This is a genomic window from Rudaea sp. (assembly GCF_047601565.1).
In the GTDB taxonomy this organism is placed as follows: Bacteria; Pseudomonadota; Gammaproteobacteria; order Xanthomonadales; family Rhodanobacteraceae; genus Rudaea.
The window spans coordinates 1-22,083 of the sequence record NZ_JASGIY010000002.1; the positions used below are offsets into that span (position 1 = coordinate 1).

General features: G+C 63.0%; 15 protein-coding genes. 9 read left to right on the forward strand and 6 right to left on the reverse strand.

Annotated elements, in window-relative coordinates:
- The first annotated feature begins 87 nt into the window (after window positions 1–87).
- Window positions 88–8,226 (forward strand): RHS repeat-associated core domain-containing protein, encoded by an 8,139-nt coding sequence (locus QM741_RS18230; protein WP_415209167.1) that lies wholly within the window; start codon window positions 88–90, stop codon window positions 8,224–8,226.
- Window positions 8,227–8,237: 11 nt separating this feature from the next.
- Window positions 8,238–9,074, forward strand: coding sequence for an ankyrin repeat domain-containing protein (locus tag QM741_RS18235; RefSeq protein WP_415209168.1), 837 nt, complete (start codon window positions 8,238–8,240; stop codon window positions 9,072–9,074).
- A gap of 63 nt (window positions 9,075–9,137) precedes the next feature.
- Here QM741_RS18235 and QM741_RS18240 read toward each other — a convergent pair whose 3' ends face one another.
- From QM741_RS18240 to QM741_RS18250, 3 genes are read right to left on the reverse strand one after another with little or no spacing between them, the layout of a single operon-like run.
- Window positions 9,138–9,551: a putative toxin-antitoxin system toxin component, PIN family gene (locus tag QM741_RS18240; RefSeq protein WP_415209169.1), complete on the reverse strand. Its 414-nt coding sequence runs from the start codon at window positions 9,549–9,551 to the stop codon at window positions 9,138–9,140.
- Window positions 9,535–9,777 (reverse strand): hypothetical protein, encoded by a 243-nt coding sequence (locus QM741_RS18245; RefSeq protein ID WP_415209170.1) that lies wholly within the window; start codon window positions 9,775–9,777, stop codon window positions 9,535–9,537. Before QM741_RS18245 ends, QM741_RS18240 begins: the two co-directional genes overlap by 17 nt.
- 14 nt (window positions 9,778–9,791) lie before the next feature.
- On the reverse strand, window positions 9,792–10,190 hold the full coding sequence (locus QM741_RS18250) for a helix-turn-helix domain-containing protein (RefSeq protein WP_415209171.1): 399 nt from the start codon (window positions 10,188–10,190) through the stop codon (window positions 9,792–9,794).
- 109 nt (window positions 10,191–10,299) lie between these two features.
- Here QM741_RS18250 and QM741_RS18255 point away from each other — a divergent pair, with 109 nt between their 5' ends.
- From QM741_RS18255 to QM741_RS18265, 3 genes are read left to right on the forward strand one after another with little or no spacing between them, the layout of a single operon-like run.
- Window positions 10,300–10,467, forward strand: coding sequence for a CHC2 zinc finger domain-containing protein (locus tag QM741_RS18255; RefSeq protein WP_415209172.1), 168 nt, complete (start codon window positions 10,300–10,302; stop codon window positions 10,465–10,467).
- Between the two features lie 54 nt (window positions 10,468–10,521).
- A complete protein-coding gene (locus QM741_RS18260) occupies window positions 10,522–13,071 on the forward strand; it encodes an RHS repeat domain-containing protein (protein ID WP_415209173.1) in 2,550 nt (849 codons plus the stop codon).
- Complete coding sequence (locus QM741_RS18265) at window positions 13,068–13,556, forward strand: hypothetical protein (protein WP_415209174.1); 489 nt, start codon at window positions 13,068–13,070, stop codon at window positions 13,554–13,556. The genes QM741_RS18260 and QM741_RS18265 overlap by 4 nt, the downstream gene beginning before the upstream one ends.
- Window positions 13,557–13,667: 111 nt before the next feature.
- On the opposite strand, the gene QM741_RS18270 is transcribed toward QM741_RS18265, so the two are convergent.
- From QM741_RS18270 to QM741_RS18280, 3 genes are read right to left on the reverse strand one after another with little or no spacing between them, the layout of a single operon-like run.
- Entirely contained in the window at window positions 13,668–14,102 is a 435-nt protein-coding gene (locus QM741_RS18270) for a putative toxin-antitoxin system toxin component, PIN family (RefSeq protein WP_415209175.1), read from the reverse strand.
- Window positions 14,099–14,338, reverse strand: a complete 240-nt coding sequence (locus QM741_RS18275) for a hypothetical protein (protein WP_415209176.1) — start codon at window positions 14,336–14,338, stop codon at window positions 14,099–14,101. Before QM741_RS18275 ends, QM741_RS18270 begins: the two co-directional genes overlap by 4 nt.
- A gap of 21 nt (window positions 14,339–14,359) precedes the next feature.
- On the reverse strand, window positions 14,360–14,713 hold the full coding sequence (locus tag QM741_RS18280) for a helix-turn-helix domain-containing protein (protein ID WP_415209177.1): 354 nt from the start codon (window positions 14,711–14,713) through the stop codon (window positions 14,360–14,362).
- A 144-nt stretch (window positions 14,714–14,857) separates the two neighbouring features.
- Between QM741_RS18280 and QM741_RS18285 the strand changes: the two genes are divergently transcribed.
- The 4 genes from QM741_RS18285 to QM741_RS18300 all read left to right on the forward strand — a co-directional run bounded on the left by QM741_RS18285 (window position 14,858) and on the right by QM741_RS18300 (window position 21,360).
- Window positions 14,858–17,956, forward strand: coding sequence for a CHC2 zinc finger domain-containing protein (locus QM741_RS18285; RefSeq protein ID WP_415209178.1), 3,099 nt, complete (start codon window positions 14,858–14,860; stop codon window positions 17,954–17,956).
- The gene (xerC, locus tag QM741_RS18290) at window positions 17,953–18,903 is read left to right on the forward strand and encodes a site-specific tyrosine recombinase XerC (RefSeq protein WP_415209179.1); all 951 of its coding nucleotides are present in this window, start codon (window positions 17,953–17,955) and stop codon (window positions 18,901–18,903) included. Before QM741_RS18285 ends, xerC begins: the two co-directional genes overlap by 4 nt.
- A gap of 783 nt (window positions 18,904–19,686) precedes the next feature.
- Complete coding sequence (locus QM741_RS18295; RefSeq protein ID WP_415209180.1) at window positions 19,687–19,926, forward strand: hypothetical protein; 240 nt, start codon at window positions 19,687–19,689, stop codon at window positions 19,924–19,926.
- Between the two features lie 192 nt (window positions 19,927–20,118).
- A complete protein-coding gene (locus tag QM741_RS18300; protein ID WP_415209181.1) occupies window positions 20,119–21,360 on the forward strand; it encodes an RHS repeat-associated core domain-containing protein in 1,242 nt (413 codons plus the stop codon).
- Window positions 21,361–22,083 lie beyond the last annotated feature (723 nt).

Genomic DNA, 22,083 nt, shown 5'->3' on the forward strand with positions numbered 1-22,083 from the left:
TGCGGGCCAGACGCTGGCCAACCTGGTGATTGTCGCTCCGGGACCGGACGGCAAAGTCTCCCTGTTCAATGGGCCGGGGTCCACGACGTGATCGCGGACGTCGTCGGGTACTTCACCTCGACGGTCACGCTCGCGCCGCTGGTTCCGGCACGCCTGATGGATACGCGGTCGGGCCACAGCACCATCGACGGCCAGTTCGCGGGCCAGGGCGCGTTCGGCACCGGCGTCACCCGCAACCTCACCGTATGGGGTCGCGGCGGTGTGCCGGCCAGCGGCGTGGGTGCCGTCGCGCTGAACCTCACCGTGGTCACGCCGTCGGCGGCGGGTTATCTCACTGCCTGGGGTACGGGCACGACCTCCGGAAACGCGCCGCCCGGCGCGTCGAACCTCAATTTCCCGGCGGGGAGCGTTCTTTCCGTTCTCGTCATCGCTCAAGTCGGCACGAACGGGCAGGTATCGATCCGCAACGGCAGCGTCGGCAACACCGATGTGATCGCCGATGTGGCGGGGTGGTTTCCCGGAGCGGACTATGGGCCGCCCTCCCCGCCGACCAGCGTCACGGTGGCGGCCAGCGGCAACACCCTGATCGCCAGTTGGACGCTGAATACCGGCGGACCGCCGGCGACCTACCTGAAAATCCAGCGGGCGACCAGCTCGTCCGGTCCGTGGACCCTGGTCAACGGCAACTACACGCCGGCCACCTCGGGACAAGCGTCCGAACTGGTATACGCCGCCGGCACTTACTACTACGAAGTGGCCGCGTGCAATGCGGCCGGATGCAGTGCCTACAAAGTCAGCACCACGGGTGCGGCGGTTTCGGCGATTCCCGGAACGCCGACCTCCGACACGCCCGTGGTCGCCGCGACGCCGGCGACCGATGCTGTCTCCGACGCTGTCGGCGCGACCGCCGCCCAGTTCCGCGTGGACGAGGGCGGCAACGCCACCTATTCGATTCCGATCCAGGTGCCGCCCGGCACCGCCGGCGTCGTGCCCAAGCTGGCGCTGAGCTACAACAGCCGCCTGCCCGACGGCGTGATGGGGCCGGGCTGGACGATCGAAGGCTCTTCGCAGATTTCGCGCTGCCGGCAGACGCGCGAGAGCGGCGATTTTGCCGCGACTTCGACGCCTGACGGCAACCCGCCGCCGGTCAATTTCACGACGACCGATCGCTTCTGTCTGGACGGTGTGCGCTTGTTGCTGCTCTCGGGAAATTCCGGTGCCTACGGCGCGGACGGCACGACCTATTCGCCGGAAACCGATCCCACCACCCAAGTGACCGCGCACGTGTCCGCGAGCTACGTGGGACCGAACTCGTTCACCGTGCAGCGCAAGGACGGCACGACCAGCACGTACGGCTATCTGGCTTCCTCGCCCAACGCGCTGGCCACCGCCTCGCTGAACAGCCAGACCGTGGCGGTCAACTGGAATCTGGCGCGCGTCCAGGATTCCAAAGGCAACTACATCGACTACCTCTACAACACCCGCCCTGCGAGCACCGGAACACCGTCGTACACCTTTGCATCGACCGCGGTGGAAACGACATTGGCGCAGGTGAACTACACCGGTCACGCGACCAGCCCCGTTTCGACGCCGTATGCCAGCATTTCGTTCGCCTATACCACCTTGCCGCAGGCTCAATTGCGTTTGGGGTATCAGTCGGCCGTGGTGTTCGCGCAAACCCAGCAATTGACGAGCGTCACCGTGAGCGACAGCGCGAATGGCACGTTGCGCTATTACGGCCTGACCTACAGCACGGCGAATTCACCCTCCGGCTCACCGTTCCGGTCGCTGCAAAAAGTGCAGGAGTGCCGGAACAGCAGCCAGACCGTATGTTTCCCTGCGACGACGTTCACCTGGTCGCAAACGACGAGTACGCTGGGCAATAACACCGCGCAGAGCGGACCGTTCGGATCCAGTCCCATCGTGGGCTTCAAGATCGCCGATGTGGATGGCGATGGCCGGCAGGATATCGTCTGGGCAGTCAATAGCAGTGCCTGCAGCTCGGGCAGCAGCCTGTATGTTGGCTTTGCGGATGTGAGCGGCACTCAACTGACTTTTGTCACGTACAACCAGCAACCGTTGTGCGCTCCGCTCAATCTGCAGGACAACGGTGAATCCTGGAACCTGATCGACTACAACGGCGATGGTCGTGCGGATTTGATGGTGGGTGGGGCGACACCCACCTCAGGCAACGGCAATCCCTGGAGCATCTACCCCAGTTTGGGTAGACCCGCGGCAGGAGGCAAGGTCTTTGACAATGCCAATAACTTGCTGGCGGGTTTGGCGACGCCGATTACCGGCCCCAACTGTTACCTGGACGTTTGCAACCCCGCAGCGGGCGTTTTGGCCGATTTGAATGGCGATGGTCTGCCCGATTTTATCTATCCGGATCCCACCGGCAGTGTCGATGCCCTGGCGCGCATCCTTGTCCGGCAGAGCAATGGCACGCTGGTATTCTCGGCTCCTTACACGGTGAATCTGGGCAGCTCGTTCGATTCGGCTTGCTATGGGTCCGACGATTGTCGCTATGCACTTTTCACCAATACCGGCGCGAACTCAAAGGCGGCCCTGACCACCGATCTGAACGGGGACGGCCGCGCGGACCTCACCGTCGTCGTCACCGGCGTGTACCGAAACTCCCTGGTTGCTCCCGTGGAGCCTACGGGCAAGCGACAGCTCCACTACGACAGCGGCCTGTACAAGGGCAATCTCTCTGCGGATTTGGCTGCCGCGGGAACGACGCGCAAGACCTATTGGTATCAGCTCACGATGTCGCAGCTGACTCCGACGTCCGGGGTGACGGCCAACGGGGGAACCCTCGCGTTCACCGAGTACTGGAACGGGGCGAGTACCAATGTCGGCGGTACGTTGCCGATCCTGACGCAGAACGTCTATCTGGTCGACCTCAATGGCGACGGATTGGCGGACATCATGTATCAGAGTTCGACCGCCCCGACCTCGTTCTATGTCCTGATCAACAAAGGTACCGGCACGCCGGCAACCGCCTATCAGGCCGCGGTATCCGTCACCTTGGCCAACTCGGTGACGATACCGGCGCTGACTCAAACGCTGGTGCAGTTTGCCGACGTGAACAACGACGGCAAGAACGCGATCGTTTATCCCGTCGGCTCGGCGACTTCCTCATCGACCAGTTTTACCGGCTTCAAGTACGTCGAACTGGTGCCCAACAGCGATGGAACGTGGGGATTCTCCACTCCGGCATCCTGGACTGCCTCCGGTTTCAGTACGTTGAATGGCACCACCTACCAGCCCTTGGTGGGAGATATGGACGGCGACGGCATACCGGACCTGGTGGCGATGGATGCGAACGCCACCTCCGGCAATCGTCTCTACGCTTCCCGAACGAATACGCGCTACCAGGCGCGCGATGTGATTACCGGGTTCACCAACGGTCTCGGCGCCGCCACCCAGGTGGCCTATCAGCCGCTGACGAACATCGGCGTCTACCAGCGCCGCCCGGACACGTATCCGATCCTGCGCACCGGCACGGACTTCGGCTGGCTTTCGCCCGTGTTCGACGTGCTCGCGCCGATGTACGTGGTCAGCCAGGCCTCGAGCAGTGCGCCGACCCAGGCCAACGCGGCCGCGCAGAGCACGGTGTATTACCGCTATTCCGGCGCCATGATGCAGGCCGGGGGCCGCGGCTTCCTCGGCTTCTACGAAACCTGGGCCTTCGACGGCAACGACCTCGCCGCCACGGGCAACCAGTACGTCGTCACGCTGAACCGCTACGCGCAGCACTACCCGTTCATCGGCATGCCGATCGCGACGCTCAAGGAAGTCCACGGCGGCACGGCGATCACGCGCGGCAGCGCCCTGATGGACGCCTGCGCCGCCAACCCGGAAGCCTCCGGCTACAACTGTTTCTCCGGCATCGTCGGCAGCAGCGCCGCGCCGACGTTCCAGACGCCGTGGCCGGACATCGTCTCGACGACGTCGTCCCTCGCCGGCATCCAGATCGGCTTCAGCGGCCAGCAGCCGGCGTGCGCGGGCGCGGGATGCGCCGCCTACGGTGCCGACCAGTGCACGCTGGGCGGAGGCGCGCAGGCGCGAACCAGCGGTCTGGATTCGAATCTGTTTACGCCGCCGGCCAATGCCGGGCCATTGTTCGTTTTGGCGTACCACACCACCGACACGCAATACGACCTGGGCAGCGGCACGCGGTCGAGTCCGGTGCAGGTGGCCACGACCGACAATTATTTCTGCTACGACACCGGCACCTACGCGGCGCCGAGTCGAGGCAACCTGCAGGCCAGCCGCACGGTCAACAGCGACAGCAGCGGCACGACCGTCGCCGAAAAAGTCACCACCAACACCTACGCCGACAACGTCAGTTCCTGGTATCTGGGCCGCCTCGCCAGCAGCCAGGTGCAGTTCGCCCGGCCTGGCCAGACCACGCGCACGCGCACGACGAACTTCGCCTACGAGGCGGCCTCGGGCCTGCTCGTCTCCGAGCGCATCCAGTCCGGCGCGAGCGTCAACCAGGACCTGCGCACGCTCTACGATCGGGATGCCTACGGCAACCGCACGGCGGCGTACCAATGCAGCAGCAACGTGACCGACACGCAATGCCGCGCCGGCGCGACGAACGGCAGCGTCGCACAACGGCAAAGCGGCACCACCGTGCTGCGCTACGCCCGCACGAGCTACGACAGCCTCGGCCGCTACGTCACCGCCAGCCGCCTGCCCTTCGCCACGGCGGCCGGCGGCTGGAACGAGCAGCAGGCCACGCAGGTCACGGCGCGCGACGAGTTCGGCAACGCCACCGGTCAGAGTGCGATCAACGGCACCACCCAGACGGCACGGTTCGGGGTGCTGGGCCGGCCGTACTTCAGCAAGGACAATATCGGCCACGCGAGCACGACGACGTTCCGCCTGTGCGGCAGCGGCGCCAATTGCGGCACCGACCCCCGCTTCAAATTCCGCGCGCAGACGATCACTGCGGGCAGTGCGAGCAGCTGGACGTACTTCGACGTGCTCGGCCGCCCGGTGATGACCGTCGCGCAGGCGTTCGACAGCAATCCGACCACCCAGCAGTTCACGGCCACGTGCGCGTTCACCGACGCGCACAACCGGCCGACGTACCAGTCCGAGCCGTTCTTCCTCAACGCCACCGTATCGGGCGACGGCAGCCCCACGATCAGCGGCGCGGCCTGCGGCGGCGCGAGCTACGCGACGACCACGGCCTACGACGTGCTCGGCCGCGCGCTCACCGTGACGACGCCGGACGGCACCACGACGAACCACTACGTCGGCCTGAGCACGTTCGTCACCAACGCCCGGGGCTACAGCTGGGAGACGATCGTCAACCCGATGGGCGAGGCGGTGCAGACGCTCGATCCGGGCACGGTCAACGGCGATACGGCCACCAACCTGACGGTGACGCAGAGCTACGATGCGATGGGCGACGTGCTCGCGATCACGCGCAACGCGGGCAACGGCACCGTCACGAGCAGCTTCACCTGGGACGACCTGGGCCGCAAGCTGACCCAGACGGATGCGGACAGCGGCACGACGACGTTCACCTACAACGCGGCGGGCGACGTGCTCACCCAAACCGACGCGAAGGGCCAGACGATCGCGCGGAGCTACGACGCGCTGGGAAGGAAGTGGCAGCGCGTGGCGACCGGCACGGGGGCCGATTGGAGCGGCACGATCACCGACGCCTGGAGCTACGACACCCAAAGCCACGGCTACGGTCAGCTCGCCACGGAAACCCACGTCGGCACGGGCGACCAGAACCTGACCCGCACGTTCACCTACGACGGCTACGGCCGCCTGTACCAACGCCAGCACGTGCTGTCGGGTTCGGGCACGTACACGGAGACGACGGCGCTGGACGGCTACGGCCGGCCGAAGCAGCAGCAGGACGCGACGGGCCAGATCACGACCACGCACTACACGACGAAAGGCTTCGCCGACCGGCAGAACGACACGCGCCTGACGACGGCCGCGCAAAGCCAGACGATCGATGCGGGACTCGGCGGGCGGCTGTACGAGCTCCTGCAGACCAACGAACGCGGCCAGCCCGTCAGCGAAAAGCGCGGCGGCAGCACCCACCTGCAAACGAGCCTGAGCTACTACGCCAAGGACGGAAGGCTCAAGGGCGTCTACACCAACGGCAGCGGCACGACCGCCCTGCAGGACGACCAGTACGCCTACGATGCGGTGGGCAACGTCACCGCGCGGTTGAAGAACGCCAGTTCCGGCAAGAGCCCGGTGGAACAACTCACCTACGACGGCCTCAATCGCCTCAAACAAGCGCAACTCGGCGCGTGGAGCGGCGCGATCGACAGCGGCAGCGTGATCAACGTGATCGGCACGCAGGCGATGACCTACGACGCCCTGGGCAACCTGTGCACGCAGGTCATGACCGGCACGGGGGTGGACAACACCACGCAGACCTACACCTATCCGGGCCCGGCGGGGTGCGCCAACCACGGCACAAGCGGCAGCGCCGCCCGGGTCACCCAGATCACGGGCACCGTCAACCAGACCTACCAGTACGACAGCAACGGCAACCAGACCACGCGAAGCGACGGCCGCACGCTGACGTACAACGCGCTGAACCAGGCGGTGAAGGCCCAGTTGGGCGGGGACACGACGACGTTCCAGTACGGCCCGGAGGGCGAGCGGTATCTGCGCAGCGACAACGGCATCCTGACGCTGTACATCGGCAAGGTCGAGATCACGATCGCCAACGGCACGACGAGCGAACAGAAGCGGTATCTGGGCGTGGCGATCGACCTGGTGATGGCGAACGACACGCGCTACGTGCTGACCGACCACCTGGGCAGCACGAACGTGATCGCGCACGCGGACGGCACGAAGGTCGAACAGCAAGCGTTCGATGCGTGGGGCAACCGGCGAAGCCCGGACACGTGGACGCAGACGGGCATCGACTGGCCGATCACCACGACGACGCACGGGTTCACCGGGCAGGAAGGCGTGGAGGCGATGGGGATCGTCCACTTCAACGGGCGCATCTACGATCCGCAACTCGGCAAGATGTTGCAGGCCGATCCGGTGCAGAACCCAGGAAGCCAGGGACTCAACCGGTATGCCTATGTTGCCAACAATCCACTGAGCCTCACTGACCCAAGTGGCTACTCGTGGTTCAGCGATATCCTGAAAACCGTCGTCAGCGCAGCGATCATTTACTTCGCTCCCTATCTGGCACCGTACTTGTCTGCGTTCGGTGCCTATGCCGGATATGCCGCCTATGCCATCGCAGGGTTCGCGGCGGGAGTTGTTCAAACCGGAACACTACAGGGAGGATTGATCGGCGCATTTAGTGCGGCAGTGGGATACGGAATAGTTCAAAAATTCGGCACTGGATTATCGTGGCAAGGAGTACTCGCGCGATCAACAGAAGGCGGCGTTGTGTCGAGTCTCGAAGGTGGAAAATTCGGCAACGGATTCTTCAGCGCGGGAGTATCCGCAGCATTCGCGCCAAGTATCAGTCAACTTCATAACAGCGGAACACAGTATCTCGCTACCGCGCTCGTCGGAGGGACAGCATCGGTCGTTTCCGGTGGGAAGTTCGCAAACGGTGCCGAGAGCGCCGTGTTCCAGAAGGCGGTTTCCGATGGATTGGATGCCGCGATGCAGGGCTATGGCCACATGAACGCGCAGCAGCAGAAGCTGGCGTATATGTCGACAGCAGCGTACGGCGATCGACCTTGGCAGTTGGCTGGGTTGTTGTCGTATGACATCTATGACGCGAACAGCGGGTTTGGAGCTACTGTTTTTCCCGGTTATGGTGATGAAGCAACAGTAGTCGCATTCCGTGGAACCCGGCCGATGGTTCTCAAGGATTGGGAGAACGATGCGCAGCAATCCATGGGGCTCGATTCAGCGCAGTACGATCACGCCCTAGATTTGGCAAAGAATATTTATAGCCAGCAGGGCGGAAATGTACTTTTCACTGGTCACTCTTTGGGGGGTGGCGAGGCCGCGGCGGCGGCGTATTACACCGGCGGTGCTGCGGTGACCTTCAATGCGGCGGGACTGAGCACCCGATATCAAGCGTCAATGTGGCTCGGCCCAGAGAACGGGCCCGGCGCGGTCACGAACTTCCATATCAACGGTGATCCGCTGAGTACCTTTCAGCACTTCTTTCCGGTGCCTGGCGCGGTTGGTACGCAGATTGCTATGCCGCCTCAGCAGCTTGAACGGCATTCGATCAAGAATTTTTGGTACTGAGGAGCAATGCCATGTATACAGCTCTTCACTATCTGCGGGCGATATTCGTGGCCTCAACGCTCGTGATGACCCAATCTGCTTGCAGTGTACCGAACGACGTGCGCAACGAATCTTCCAGTGGATACGACTTCATGGCCGCGCAAATCATCCGCGCGGCAGTCACGGTCAAAGTCGAGGATGTGTTTTATCTTGGAGCCATTGAGATCGGTAAGCTTGCTGACGCAGCGGGGCACGGCGACACGAAGCAAATGCAGCGACTCGTCGCGCAAGGTGTGCCAGTCAATGGTGTCGGCCAACGTGCCATGACGCCGTTGCTGTGGGCACTTGGTCAACGAAATATGGCGGGCTTTCGCTGGTTGCTCGACCACGGGGCCGATCCCAATCTAGTGACGTGCTGCGATATCAGGAATTCAAAATTGAGTCCGATGAATTTGGCGGCAGCCATCGAAGATTCGCAATACTTGCAGGCATTACTCGACCATGGCGGGGATGCAAATTTGGTTACGGATGACGTTGAGAGAACGCCAATCTTCTCGGCCGTTAGCTTCAGGCGAATAAATAACATTGAACTGTTGGCGCAGCACCATGCCAACCTGAACCAGGTAGAACTAGACGACATTACAGTCATGGCCTTCGGCCATACGCCGCTTCAGCATGCTCTTGACTCTTCCCAGTTCGAAGTCGCGCTAGCACTTCTTCGCGCTGGCGCAAACCCATGCGTGAAAGATCGTTCGGGCCATACCGCAATGAGTGGCATGGTTGGTCGCGCGAACTCTGGCACGACGCAGAAGGATCGTGAAGCGTTCCCGCAGATCGTCGAGTATCTGAAAAAGTATACTTGTAATTAGTCAGCCGACCATGGTCGGCAACAGCCCGCGTAGGACGGGATACATCCTGCCGTCTTCGTCCGGCTAGGCGATGCGCGTGAGCGCGTCGGCAGCGGAGAGGATGGCAATGCCTTGATGCTCGCCGAGGTCGAGCAGATGGCGGTCGCCGGAGACGATGGCATCGGCGCGAGCGGCGACGGCGCAGGCGATGACGTGATCATCGTCCGGATCGCGTTCGACGACGCGCGGCACGGTGAGCGGCGAGACATTGACGACGAGGGCGGCGTAGCCGTCGAACACCTCGGCGGCGGAGAGCCCGCGCCGGGCGAACTGACGGGCGAACTTCGACCGCGTGAGCACGCCTTGCAACTCGGCGAGCAACGCCGTGCTGCTCGCCAGTTCGACGCGATCCTGCTCGGCGGCGTCGATCAACTTGCCAGGCGTTCCGCCCCAGAGCAGCGCGGACAGCGCGGTGTTGGTATCAAGAACCAGGCGCACGGCGCTGCTCGGCGCGGTACGCGGCGATCTCGGCTTGAATCTCCTCGGGCGTCATCGGCGGCAGCGGATCGGCGGCGAGCTTGGCACGCACCGCCTGCATGCGCTCGATGCGCTCGGCGCGCAGGCGCTGGCGCAGCAGCGCCTCGATCTTGTCGGGCGCGAGCAAGCCGGCTTGCGCGGCTTCCCGGGCGAGCGCGTCGGGCAAGGTGATCTGCACGGTGGTCATGGTCGAAATCCTCCCTACGCGGCCTGCGCGTTGGCGCTGTTGATGGCGGCGTCGAGCATGTCGAGCAGCATGCGTTGCTTGGAGCGCGGCAGCCCGCCGATGCGCTCGATCTGCGCTTGCAACTTGGGCGCCGGGCCGCGCTTCCCGGCCTTGGCCGCCTCGCCGAACAGTTCGTCGAGCGACAACCCGAGCGCCTTGGAGAACGCCGGCAGCAACGCGGCGGCGACGCGCAGCCGGCCGACCTCGTAATGCGCGAGGGTCTGCTGCGCGATGCCGAGTTCGTCCGCGAGTTGCTGCTGCGTCAAGCCGAGGCTCTTGCGGCGTTCGGCGATGCGCTGGCCGAGGGCGGCGTAGAACTTCTTGTCGGTGATGACCACGATGCCATCCGGGGTATCGAAAGAGGCGTTCAGCATAGGGGGTCTCCGCGGGGTGTGCAGTTCGGTTAACTCCATGATAGATTAATCCATGACGGAGTTAAATCTACTCCATCCCTCTTGACAGGTTTTACCCAGGAGCACGCGCATGGCCCGCATCCCCGAGCAAGACGTCGAGCGCATCAAGGCCGAGGTGTCGCTGGTGCGGCTGATCGAAGGCGCAGGGTACGTTCTCTCGAAGCAAGGCAAGGACTTGGCGACACGCTGCCCGCTGCACGAAGGCGACGATACGCCGAGCCTGATCGTGACGCCTTGAAAACGGTGTCAGAGGCACTTTCTGTCCGACGCGCTGGGAAGGAAGTGGCAGCGCGTGGCGACCGGCACGGGGGCCGATTGGAGCGGCACGATCACCGATTCCTGGAGCTACGACACCCAAAGCCACGGCTACGGCCAGCTCGCCACGGAAACCCACGTCGGCACGGGCGACCAGAACCTCACCCGCACGTTCACCTACGACGGCTACGGCCGCCTGTACCAGCGCCAGCACGTGCTGTCGGGTTCGGGCACGTACACGGAGACGACGGCGCTGGACGGCTACGGCCGGCCGAAGCAGCAGCAGGACGCGACCGGCCAGATCACGACCACGCACTACACCACGAAAGGCTTTGCCGACCGGCAGAACGACACGCGTCTGACCACGGCCGCGCAAAGCCAGACGATCGATGCGGGAATCGGCGGACGGCTGTACGAACTCCTGCAGACCAACGAACGCGGCCAGCCCGTCAGCGAAAAGCGCGGCGGCAGCACCCACCTGCAAACGAGCCTGGGCTATTACGCCAAGGACGGCCGCCTGAAATCCGTGTGCACGAACGGCACGGGCACCTGTGCCCTGCAGGACGACCAGTACGCCTACGATGCGGTGGGCAACGTCACCGCGCGGTTGAAGAACGCCAGTTCCGGCAAGAGCCCGGTGGAACAGCTCACCTACGACGGCCTCAATCGCCTCAAACAAGCGCAACTGGGCGCCTGGAGCGGCGCGATCGACAGCGGCAACATCATCAACGTGATCGGCACCCAGGCGATGACCTACGACGCCCTGGGCAACCTGTGCACGCAGGTCATGACCGGCACGGGGGTGGACAACACCACGCAGACCTACACCTATCCGGGCCCCGCGGGCTGCGCCAACCACGGCAGCAGCGGCAGCGCCGCCCGGGTCACCCAGATCACGGGCACCGTCAACCAGACCTACCAGTACGACACCGACGGCAACCAGACCACGCGAAGCGACGGAAGAACGCTGACGTACAACGCGCTGAACCAGGCGGTGAAGGCCGTGCTGGGCGGGGACACGACGACGTTCCAGTACGGCCCGGAGGGCGATCGGTATCTGCGCAGCGACAACGGCATCCTGACGCTGTACATCGGCAAGGTCGAAATCACCATCGCCAACGGCACGACGAGCGAACAGAAACGCTATCTGGGCGTGGCGATCGACCTGGTGATGGCGAACGACACGCGCTACGTGCTGACCGATCACCTGGGCAGCACGAACGTGATCGCGCACGCGGACGGCACGAAGGTCGAACAGCAAGCGTTCGATGCGTGGGGCAACCGGCGAAGCCCGGACACGTGGACGCAGACGGGCATCGACTGGCCGATCACCACGACGACGCACGGGTTCACCGGGCAGGAAGGCGTGGAGGCGATGGGGATCGTCCACTTCAATGGAAGAATCTACGATCCACAACTCGGGCGCATGCTCCAAGCCGATCCGGTACAGAATCCCGGAAGCCAAGGGCTGAACCGATACAGCTACGTTGCCAACAATCCGCTCAGCCTCACTGATCCAACGGGGTACTCGTTCTGGAGTTGGGTCCGCACGATTGCGGCAGTTGCGATCACTGTCTGGACGGGCGGACTTGCCTTAGCTGCGACCAGTTTTTGGAGTGGAATGGCAATCGCAGCCGCGGGAGGATTTGCGGCCGGGGTGGTTGCTACTGGAACGCTGCAAGGCGGGTTGTACGGAGCATTTTCGGCCGCCGCGTTCTATGGAGTAGGAACATGGATAAGAGCCGCAGGATTGGCGAACGCGCAAACCGGTTCTCTTGCATGGGGCGAAGCGGTCGGAGCAAGGGCAATGACGGGCGGCGTGGTGTCGAGCTTGGAGGGCGGCAAGTTCGGCAATGGATTTGTCAGCGCAGGTGTAACCGCAGCAGCGGGGCCGCTGATCAACAACGCCGGCAATGGCGTGGGTCGGGCGGTTATCGCGGCAATCATCGGCGGCACGGCGTCGGAACTTTCGGGTGGCAAGTTCAGTAATGCGGCGATCACATCGGCGTTCGCGCAGATGTTTGCCGATGCAGCACAGGGAGAAAAAGGAAAGTGGTTGTATCCCACCGGAAAGTCCACAAACATGGCGGACTATTCGGAGGTGCAGACAAACGGGATTATGGCCGGCCCAGAGAGCGACTATCAGAAGATTGCTGATCTCTCGGGCGATCCGTTCTATTACAACCCCTCACACGGGATCGTCGGCGATTTGCTGGAATCGTTCGCTCAGAAGTTCTTCGGCTGGGCTGGCGATCCACTTGCCCAAGGGTTTGCCGAAGGCGTGAACAGCGCAGGCCATCCGCTCAACATCATCGCACACAGTCAAGGCGTGCTGACGGCGGTCAACGCGGTGGAGTATTACGGCGTCTCTGCTGCCGGTAACACCTTTGATTTGCGGAGTTCGGCGTACAGCTACTACACCGTCGAAAGCGTAATCCCAGGTGCGGGGTTCAACACGCCTTGGTTCGACATAGCGAACATTTACTCGCCGAGCGGGAATCCTCTCAAGTGGGCTTCGGGCTTCGGCGATCTCTTCTGTGGCGCTTGTGTACACAAGGCCAACAGCAATTTCAACGGCGCGCATTGAGCGCGGGTGATGGCGCGCCGATGACGAAATACTTTCTCGCCGCGGCGCTCGCCATCTTGGTCGCACTACTGGTAAAGGGCGAGCTTATGACTAAGGTGATCTGGGCGGGCGTGGTGTTCGCCGTGGTGCTGGCGGGCTGCGAGTTTGCTAATCCGAATTTTTACAAATCCGATATTGATGTTCAGCAACGCAAAGACGGGACTCGAGTGCTGCAAGATACGCCTCGGATGTGGGAAGAGTGGAGACGATCTGTCGACAAAGAGGTTCTTCGAGAGGTCAGTTATCGAAATGGATCGGCTCAGAACGATGTTCTTCTCGGCAAGCCCAACGGTGGCGGCACGTGGGATCAGTATTGGCTCAGTAGAGTCCGGGCGGTACGAAGTCCGGGAGACGGTTACAGCCATGAGCACCCGCAAAAATACATCGACTACATCATCGAGCAGCGGCGCAAGGCGGGCTTGCCGGAACTGGTGGGCTATCCATAGTCGGTCCGGAACGAGGTCACTAATCCGGGCGAAAGAGAGCCTGTGGTCTGGCCTTGTATGGCAGCATGGCCGAATGCCGCATTGTATGAATTGCGGCATCCATTGCGCCGGTCAGGCGATCGTACCGAGCTTGGCCAGGGCGTCGCGGACGGTGAGGATGGAGATCGTCTGGAAGCGTTCGAGGACGAGCAAGTCCTTGTCGCCGGAGATGATCGCATCGACTCTGCCGGCGAGCGCGGTGGCGAGCACGGCATCGTCCTTGGGATCGCGCGAGACCGGCCGCGTGAGCGGCGGCGCGGCGACGATGGTGACAAGTTGCTTGTAGCTGGCCATCAGCTCCTCGGCGGAGAGGCCGGTCTTGGCGATGGACTTGGCGAACTTGGCGCGGTGGAGCACCTGCTCGAGTTCGTCGAGCAGGATGCGACTGGTGACGAGTCGAACGATCTTCTCGCCGGCGAGCGCGATGACGTTGCCGGGCAAGCCTTGCCAAAGAAACGCGGAGACGAGCGTATTGGTATCGACGACCCAGCGCGGTCGCCGCGTCACGCGGTGCGGCCGTTGCGGGTGCGGCGCACGGCGTCGACTTCCTTCTGAATCTGTTTGGCCGACATCGGCCGGCTGCCGGCTTGCGTGGCGCGTGCGGCGCCGGCGAGCAAGATCTGCGCGGCCTGGCGCTGCATGGCGTCCTTGAGCAGCGAGCGCAGCGCCCGTGACGTCAACAATCCGGCGGCCTGCGCTTCGCGGGCGAGGCGGTCGGGCAATTGGACTTGCAACAAAGTCATCGGTATTCCTTGTCAGGCGGTTCAGGCAGCGGATTGCGCGAGCACGGTATCGATCATTTGCATGACGAAACGCTGCTGCGCCTTCGGCAGGCGCGTGATGCGTTCGAGTTGCTGTTGCAGTTTAGGCGCCGGCCCGCGTTTGGCGGGCTTGGCTTCTTCGCCGATCAGTTCTTCAACCGAAATCGCCAGTGCCCGTGCGATCAGCGGCAACAGAGATACGGGCACGCGGCGACGTCCGACTTCGTAGGATGCGACCATCTGCTGAGTCAGATCAAGCAAATCGGCCAACTGCTGCTGCGTCAGGTTTTGCGCTTTACGCGCTTGGGCGATACGGCTGCCGAGTTGCCGGAAGAAAAGCGTCTCGTCGTGCGTCATGGGTTCGATGGGGAGCAACCGGAATGTGCCCATACGATAGTCCTCGTTTTGCGGAGTGGCGTTGACTGTACGCCAATATGGCGTAAACTGCCATTGAGGTTGTTGTGTTCTTGGCCCCCTTGACAGATTTTCGGAGCAATCCCGATGGCGCGCATTCCCGAGCAAGACGTCGAGCGCATCAAGGCCGAGGTGTCGCTGGTGCGGCTGATCGAGTCGGCCGGGTACGTGCTGGCGAAGCAAGGCAAAGACCTGGCGACGCGCTGTCCGCTGCACGAGGCCGACGACACGCCATCGCTGATCGTGACGCCGGCAAAGAACGTGTGGCACTGCTTCGGGTGCCAGCGTGGCGGAACGGTGATCGACTGGGTGATGGCGACGCGCAAGGTGTCGTTCCGACATGCGGTGGAGTTGTTGCGCGGCGAGAGTTCGGCGCTGTCGGCGCCGGTGACGCAGGCCGTGCGCACGGTGACGGCGACGTTCGTGCCGAGCGCGGACGATGCGGCGTTGCTCGGCCAGGTGATCGATTACTACCACGCGACGTTGAAGGGTTCGGCCGAGGCGCAAGACTATCTGGCCTCGCGTGGGTTGATACACCCCGAGCTGGTCGATCACTTCCGCCTGGGCTACGGCAATCGCACGCTCGGCTATCAGATGCCGGAGAAAAATCGGGTTCAAGGTGCGGCGATGCGTGGGGCGTTGCAGCGGTTGGGCCTGTTGCGGGCGTCGGGACACGAGCACTTCGCGGGTTCCTTGGTGATCCCGGTGTTCGATGCCGCCGGCGCGGTGGCGGAAGTGTACGGGCGCAAGGTGGGCGATCGGCTGCGTGCGGGCACGGCGTTGCACTTGTATCTGCCGGGGCCGCATCGCGGGGTGTTCAACCTGGCCGGCTGGCATGGATCGAAGGAAGTGATCTTGTGCGAGGCGCTGATCGACGCGCTGACGTTCTGGTGTGCGGGGTATCGGCACGTGACTGCGGCCTTCGGCGTGGGCGGGTTCACCGAGGAAATGTTGTCCGCGTTCGTGGCGCAGGGCGTGGAGCGCGTGTTGATCGCCTACGACCGTGACGCGGCGGGCGATGCGGCGGCGGCGAAGCTGGCGCCGATGTTGGAACAGCATGGCATCACGCCATATCGCGTGTTGTTCCCGAAGGGGATAGATGCGAACGAATACGCGTTGAAGGTGACGCCGGCAGCGCGTTCGCTCGGGCTCGTCTTGCGCCAGGCCGAGTTTATCGGCCACGGCGTCGTGCCGGCGACGAGGCCAGAAGCGTCAGCAGGAGGAATAGAACCCAGCGAAGCGGTATCGTCATTGATGCCTGCGGTCGACGTTCTTCCCTTAGTCGCTGCGCTTGCTCCGTTGCCCGAGTCCGAGACGTTGCCGCCGCCGGAACCGTGCTCGCCGCAGCCGGCACCGGCACTGCCGATCGCGGCGGAGGTGCGCGAGCACGACGTGGTGTTCCCGTTCGGCGAGCGGCACTACCGCGTACGCGGGTTGCAGAAGAATCTCGCCTTCGACGTGCTGCGCGTGAACGTGCTGGCATCGAGTGAACACGGCATGCACGTGGACACGTTCGACTTGTATCAGGCGAAAGCCCGCGCGGTGTTCGTCAAGCAAGCGAGTGTCGAACTGGGCGTCGAAGAATCGGTGATCCAGCGCGATCTTGGACAAGTCTTGCTCAAGTTGGAGACGTTGCAGGACGAAGCGATAAAAAAGGCGACGGCACCGAAGGCCGACACTGCGCCAGCCTTGTCGGACATCGACCACGCCGCCGCACTGGACTTGCTGCGCGATCCGAACCTGGTCAAGCGCATCGTGGCGGACGTGGCGGCGATTGGCGTGGTTGGCGAGGACAGCAATGCGCTGGTCGGGTATCTGGCGTGCGTGTCGCGCAAGCTCGAAAAGCCGCTGGCGATCCTGATCCAGTCCACGAGTGCGGCCGGCAAATCGACGTTGATGGATGCGTTGTTGTCGCTGATGCCGGAATCGGAGCGCGTGCACTACTCGGCGATGACCGGACAATCGTTGTTCTACCTTGGCGAGCAGGCGATGAAGCACAAGATCCTCGCCATTGCCGAGGAAGAAGGCGTGCGCCAGGCGGCGTATGCGTTGAAGCTGTTGCAGTCGCAAGGCGAACTGACGATCGCCAGTACCGGCAAAGACCCGACGACGGGGCAACTGGTGACGCAGGAATACCGCGTCGAGGGGCCGGTGATGCTGTTCCTGACGACGACGGCCATCGACATCGACGAAGAACTCTTGAATCGCTGTCTCGTGCTGACGATCAACGAGAGTCGCGAGCAGACGGCAGCGATCCAGTCGCGGCAGCGGCAGGCGCGCACGCTGGACGGCCTGTTGTCGAAAGTCCGCAGCGATCACGTCGTGGCCGCGCATCGCGCGGCACAAAGCCTGCTTCGCCCGCTGCACGTGGTCAATCCCTGTGCCGAGCAACTGACGTTCGCGCACGATCGCGTGCGCCTGCGGCGCGATCATGCGAAATACCTGGCCCTGATCGACAGCATTGCGCTGCTGCACCAGCATCAACGCGAGGTGCGGCGCGTCGAGCACGGCGGCAAGACGGTCGAGTACGTCGAGGTGACGCCGGCGGACATCGCGTTGGCGAATCGTCTGGCACATGAAGTGCTCGGGCGTTCGCTCGATGAACTGCCGCCGCAGACCCGCAGAGTGCTTGGCATGCTCGACGGCCTCGTGCGCGAGCGCATGCGTGATCACGCGCTCGCGCGTGCGGACGTGCGCATCACGCGGCGTGAGGTGCGCGAATGCTGCGGTCTGAGCGAAGCCGGCGTGCGCGCGCACGTCGATCGCCTGGTGGCGCTGGACTATCTGTTGCCGCACGCCGGCCGCAACGGGCAGCGGTTCTGCTACGAGCTGCTGTTCGACGGCGATGCCGGTGCGGATGCGCCGCAAGTGATGGGCTTGTTCGACGTGACGGCGCTCGGCACCGTTCGTGCCGAGCCGGTTGAAACAGGCAGTACGACGCCGACCTCGCAGGGTTCGGCCTCGACCTCGCAGGGCGAAATGGCCGACCTCGCACGGCGCTCGCAGGCCGCTCGTACCCTGCTCGCAGGGGCCTCGCAGGGCGACAAAATCCCCCCTATCTCGAGCACGGACGCGGCTTCTTCCTTAGTTGCTGCTCTTGATCTGGAAACGCCACTTCTGGAACCGCGCCGCGCAAAGCGGTCGTACCGTAACGGCAGCGCCGTGGCGGCGGAGAGTTCGCCATGACACCGAACGAGCTGGCGCTTACGCGTTACGTCGAGGCGTGTCGCCTGCGCGGCGACACGGAGCGCACGGCGACGGGCCGGGAATCCTTGTTGCGCTTGTTCCTGGTGTGGTGCGCGGAGCGTGGCATCGAGGCGCCCAACCAAGTCGGCCGCGAGGCGATCGAGCGGTATCGGCGACACTTGTACTATTGGCAACGCGAGGACGGCCGGCCGTTGGGTCTGGAGGCGCAGCGCAATCGGCTCAGCCAGGTGAAGTTGTTCTTCCGCTGGCTGGTACGAGAGAACTGGATCGCGGCGAATCCGGCCAGTGAGCTGGAATTGCCGCGCACGCACCGGCGCCTGCCGAAAGCGATCCTGACGCGAGAGGAAGTCGAGCGCGTGCTGGCGCAGACGCAGGTGCATGGGGAGGCGGGCCTGCGCGATCGCGCGGTACTGGAAACCTTGTACGCGACCGGCATCCGGCGCCTGGAGTTGATCGGCTTGACCGTTTACGACGTGGACACGCAGCACGGCACGCTGATGGTGCGCGAAGGCAAAGGCAAGAAGGATCGCTTGCTGCCGATCGGTGAGCGCGCCTGTCGCTGGATCGGGCGCTACGTGCAGGACGTGCGGCCGGGTCTCGTCACGCGCATGGACGAGCGCACGTTGTTCCTGAGCGACGACGGTCAGAAGTTACGCACCGGTTGGTTGACCGATCGCGTGCGCCACTACTTCGATGCGGTCGGTATCGAAAAACCCGGCGCGTGTCACCTGTTCCGGCACACGATGGCGACGCTGATGCTGGAGAACGGCGCGGACCTGCGCTACATCCAGGCGATGCTCGGCCACGCGAGCATCGAGACGACGACGATCTACACGCACGTCGCCTTGGCGAAACTGCGCGAAGTGTACGAGCGCACGCATCCGGCGAAGATGGTGCGCACGAGCACCGGCGATGCGGCGGCTTGACGCTGCGCGTTCAAGCCGACCGCGGCGAGGTCGCTGCAGCCGGACGCGCACGCGGAGCGTGTCGTGCTCCCACCGCCGTCACGGACGCCTGCATGCGCCTGCGCGCTGCGCGGCTGTGGCCGCTTCGCGCTCCGTCGCGGCAAGCGCCGCGCCGGCTGCCTCTGGGCGTCCGTGCCCGCCTTCGTTGAAGGCCGCTGTTCTTCCCAGCCCGCTCGGCTCCTGCCTCGCGACGGTCGGCATCGGCTGCCGCCCATGCCGTATTGGACTGGAAGTTCAGGCGCACCCGCTCCGCTTCGCTGCGCGCGTGCGCCTTCACTGGCGGCCATGTTACATAACGCGACGTTCACGGCTGCTTGTCTTGCGCGCCCGCTGTTGTTGTCGAAAGCGCGTTGTCTACGGGCGCGCAAGCCAAGCAGTTCGCGCTTCGCGCCCGTGAACACGACGTTATGCAAAATGGCCGCAGGCAACGTCCGTGTGCCTTGTCAAAGTGCCGCGCTCCCGGCGCGGCCGTTGCCAGCTATCCCTGCGCTTCGCCTGCGCGCCGTCCCTGGCTTGCTCGAAGGCCGCGTCGTGCGGGTGTCCACGCGCGCATCCGTGCGCGCGCTCGTGCGTGGGAGGTCGTTCCAATTGGCTCGCTGTTGTCGTCGCAGTGTAGCGCCGTGCTCGGCGCGTCAAGGATCGAGATGAACGGCTGCGCCGTCCTTGACGCGCCTGCGCGCGGCGCTGAGGGATATCCGCCAACAGCGATCCATGCCGGGTCGCGGGCCTGACGGAGACAATCCCATGAAGCGCAAGAATCGCATCACGCTCCATCTGCCGGCCGAGTTCGTCGAACTGTGCGCCCGCGACCAGGTGCAGCCCGACTTCGTCCTGCGTGGCTTCATCGCCGACCTGTGTGAAATCATGAACTGGTGCAATGCACCGCGCAGTGACGGCTACAGCAGCAACGGCAGCGACGAACGGCGCCTCGCGAATGAGTATTACGAGCGGGTCGGTTATCCGTACTGGCATCGGCAAGACTGATGCACACGGCCCACGCAGCGGCTCGCGCCGCTGCGCAGGGCCACCGCGTTCTTCCCTTAGCCGCTCGCTTCCCTCGCGCATGGGCGCGCTGACGCGCGCACCCGCGCGTGCGCATCACGCGCAGGCGCGAGAGCGAGCGGCTAAGGAAAAATCTCGCCGGCGACGGCCGAAGTTCCGGTAAGCTCGACGGCCATGTGCGCCGTACTCAGGCCAAAAACCGCGTCTAGGAAAATTTTGCCGCACGGGCATCGGCGCGTCGGGCGTTGCGAGCACGCAAGTCCGCGTCGCGTCAGGAAAAAACGTCCTCTGGCCGCGAACGAGTCGTATAGCCTTCCCGTCCACTTCAATGGAAGAATCTACGATCCACAACTCGGGCGCATGCTCCAAGCCGATCCGGTACAGAATCCCGGAAGCCAAGGGCTGAACCGATACAGCTACGTTGCCAACAATCCGCTCAGCCTCACTGATCCAAGTGGGTACTCGTGGTTCAGCAGCCTCCTGCATGCGATAGACAACATCACGGGCAGGCTGGTTCTGGGCTCGTTGTACGACGCCTTTCACAGCCAGTGGAACAGCTTTGTCAGCAACCCCTACGTTCGTATGGTCGGGGCGATTGTCGCCAGCTACTTCACCTTCGGTGCGGTGTACGGCGCGTTTTCCGCTGAATTTGTCGCAGGTACGGGTGGCGCAATTACCGCGGGTGTGACGGCAGGCGCAGCTTCTGGATTCGTTGCGGCGGCGATTCAGACGCGATCGTTTCAGATGGCGTGGCAGGGCGCGGCTGCTGGAGCGATCGCAGGCGGAATAGTTGGGTACTTCGGGAAGGCGCAGTCACTACAGCGCGTTGGCGTTGAGACTATTGCTGGTGGAGTGGAGTCGAAGATTCAGGGTGGCGACTTCATTGATGGCGTAAAGTTCGCGTTCTTTATTTCGACGTTGAACTACGCGAACTATAGGATGCGCAAGTTGGAGTGGGAGCGAGCCTCGCAGCGTTACTACAATGTAGATGGAGAGGGTGAAGGCATGTATGGCATTGGCGGCAAACTCGCTGGTTCTAGGCGCGAATCTGATCCAGATATTGAATACCTCTTAGGATTGAAATGCGATGCAACAGCTGGTGGGTGTCAAGGAGCGCCAGTCAATCCTGGCGACGTGAGCGCACGCCTTGGCCCAATTAGATATCAATCAGACTCTGCGTTGAATCAGATTGCGGAATCATTCGCGGGCCCACATGACTGGTTACGAGATATGACTGGATCGTACGATCAGTGGGGGAACTCCAATCACTTTGAAGGTTTCTCAGCGACCTTGGATCAGATCCGAAACTATGCAGAGATTCCGATAGCCGCGCCCTTCGCTGCTGCAGGCTTGGTACACGAGACTCCGGGCGTGTATTTGCCCTTGCAGTGCAAAGTAGTAGGGGAATGTAAATGATGAAGCTAATGTTCGTCGTCGCGTTTCTTCCCAATGTTATTGGGTGTGTGGAGCCTATTAGGCAAGCTCCGTGCCGGAATCTTTCCGGAAATTATTTCTCGGCGGGAAAGGCAAATTGGGTCGGAAGTAGAAGTAACGAGACAAACATTCTGCGGGAAGCTTTTAAGTATTCCCTACCTGAGAATGTCGGCGATCCGAAAAAGTATGAAGCGTTGCTCCGAATGCAGTACGAATGGTTCAACCTAGACGCGCGAGACAACGTCTTCTTCTTTAAGCTCTATGACAATCAAAAAATAGTTTACGAGTTTTCCTTCAACACGGTCTGCACGTCGTCAGGTTGGCAAGCAACGCGGATTTCAAAGAGATACTTAGACGGGAGTACGGTTTCCTCTCGCTTCGAGAGCATATTTAGTGCAAACGTCAATGAAAGTCTGGTTGTTCAAACATCTGTCCTTGGTGAGAATGGTAAGACTGAAGTAGTAGCTGAGTTCCCTAAGCACCCATAGGGCACGCAATGCTCGCAAGTTAAGCCCTCCCCCTCAACAAGCCGCGAAAACGGAGTCACCATTTCGCCGCCTCCGTCAATAGGCAACAAGATATCCACTCCGCTCGGAAGAGCGGAAGAGGAACGGTAATGCCGTGTCGTGAATGAACCGCTGCCTGGTGTTGTCGGGTGGATGCGGAAGGATTCCGCCCAGTCACCGTTCTGGATCAAGGCTTCTC

Excerpts from the sequence above, each read along its gene's own strand:
- QM741_RS18235 (WP_415209168.1), top strand. The coding sequence starts at position 8,238 with ATGTATACAGCTCTTCACTATCTGCGGGCGATATTCGTGGCCTCAACG.
- QM741_RS18245 (WP_415209170.1), bottom strand. The coding sequence starts at position 9,777 with ATGACCACCGTGCAGATCACCTTGCCCGACGCGCTCGCCCGGGAAGCC.
- QM741_RS18250 (WP_415209171.1), bottom strand. The coding sequence starts at position 10,190 with ATGCTGAACGCCTCTTTCGATACCCCGGATGGCATCGTGGTCATCACC.
- QM741_RS18255 (WP_415209172.1), top strand. The coding sequence starts at position 10,300 with ATGGCCCGCATCCCCGAGCAAGACGTCGAGCGCATCAAGGCCGAGGTG.
- QM741_RS18275 (WP_415209176.1), bottom strand. The coding sequence starts at position 14,338 with ATGACTTTGTTGCAAGTCCAATTGCCCGACCGCCTCGCCCGCGAAGCG.
- QM741_RS18280 (WP_415209177.1), bottom strand. The coding sequence starts at position 14,713 with ATGACGCACGACGAGACGCTTTTCTTCCGGCAACTCGGCAGCCGTATC.
- QM741_RS18285 (WP_415209178.1), top strand. The coding sequence starts at position 14,858 with ATGGCGCGCATTCCCGAGCAAGACGTCGAGCGCATCAAGGCCGAGGTG.
- xerC (WP_415209179.1), top strand. The coding sequence starts at position 17,953 with ATGACACCGAACGAGCTGGCGCTTACGCGTTACGTCGAGGCGTGTCGC.
- QM741_RS18295 (WP_415209180.1), top strand. The coding sequence starts at position 19,687 with ATGAAGCGCAAGAATCGCATCACGCTCCATCTGCCGGCCGAGTTCGTC.
- QM741_RS18300 (WP_415209181.1), top strand. The coding sequence starts at position 20,119 with ATGTGCGCCGTACTCAGGCCAAAAACCGCGTCTAGGAAAATTTTGCCG.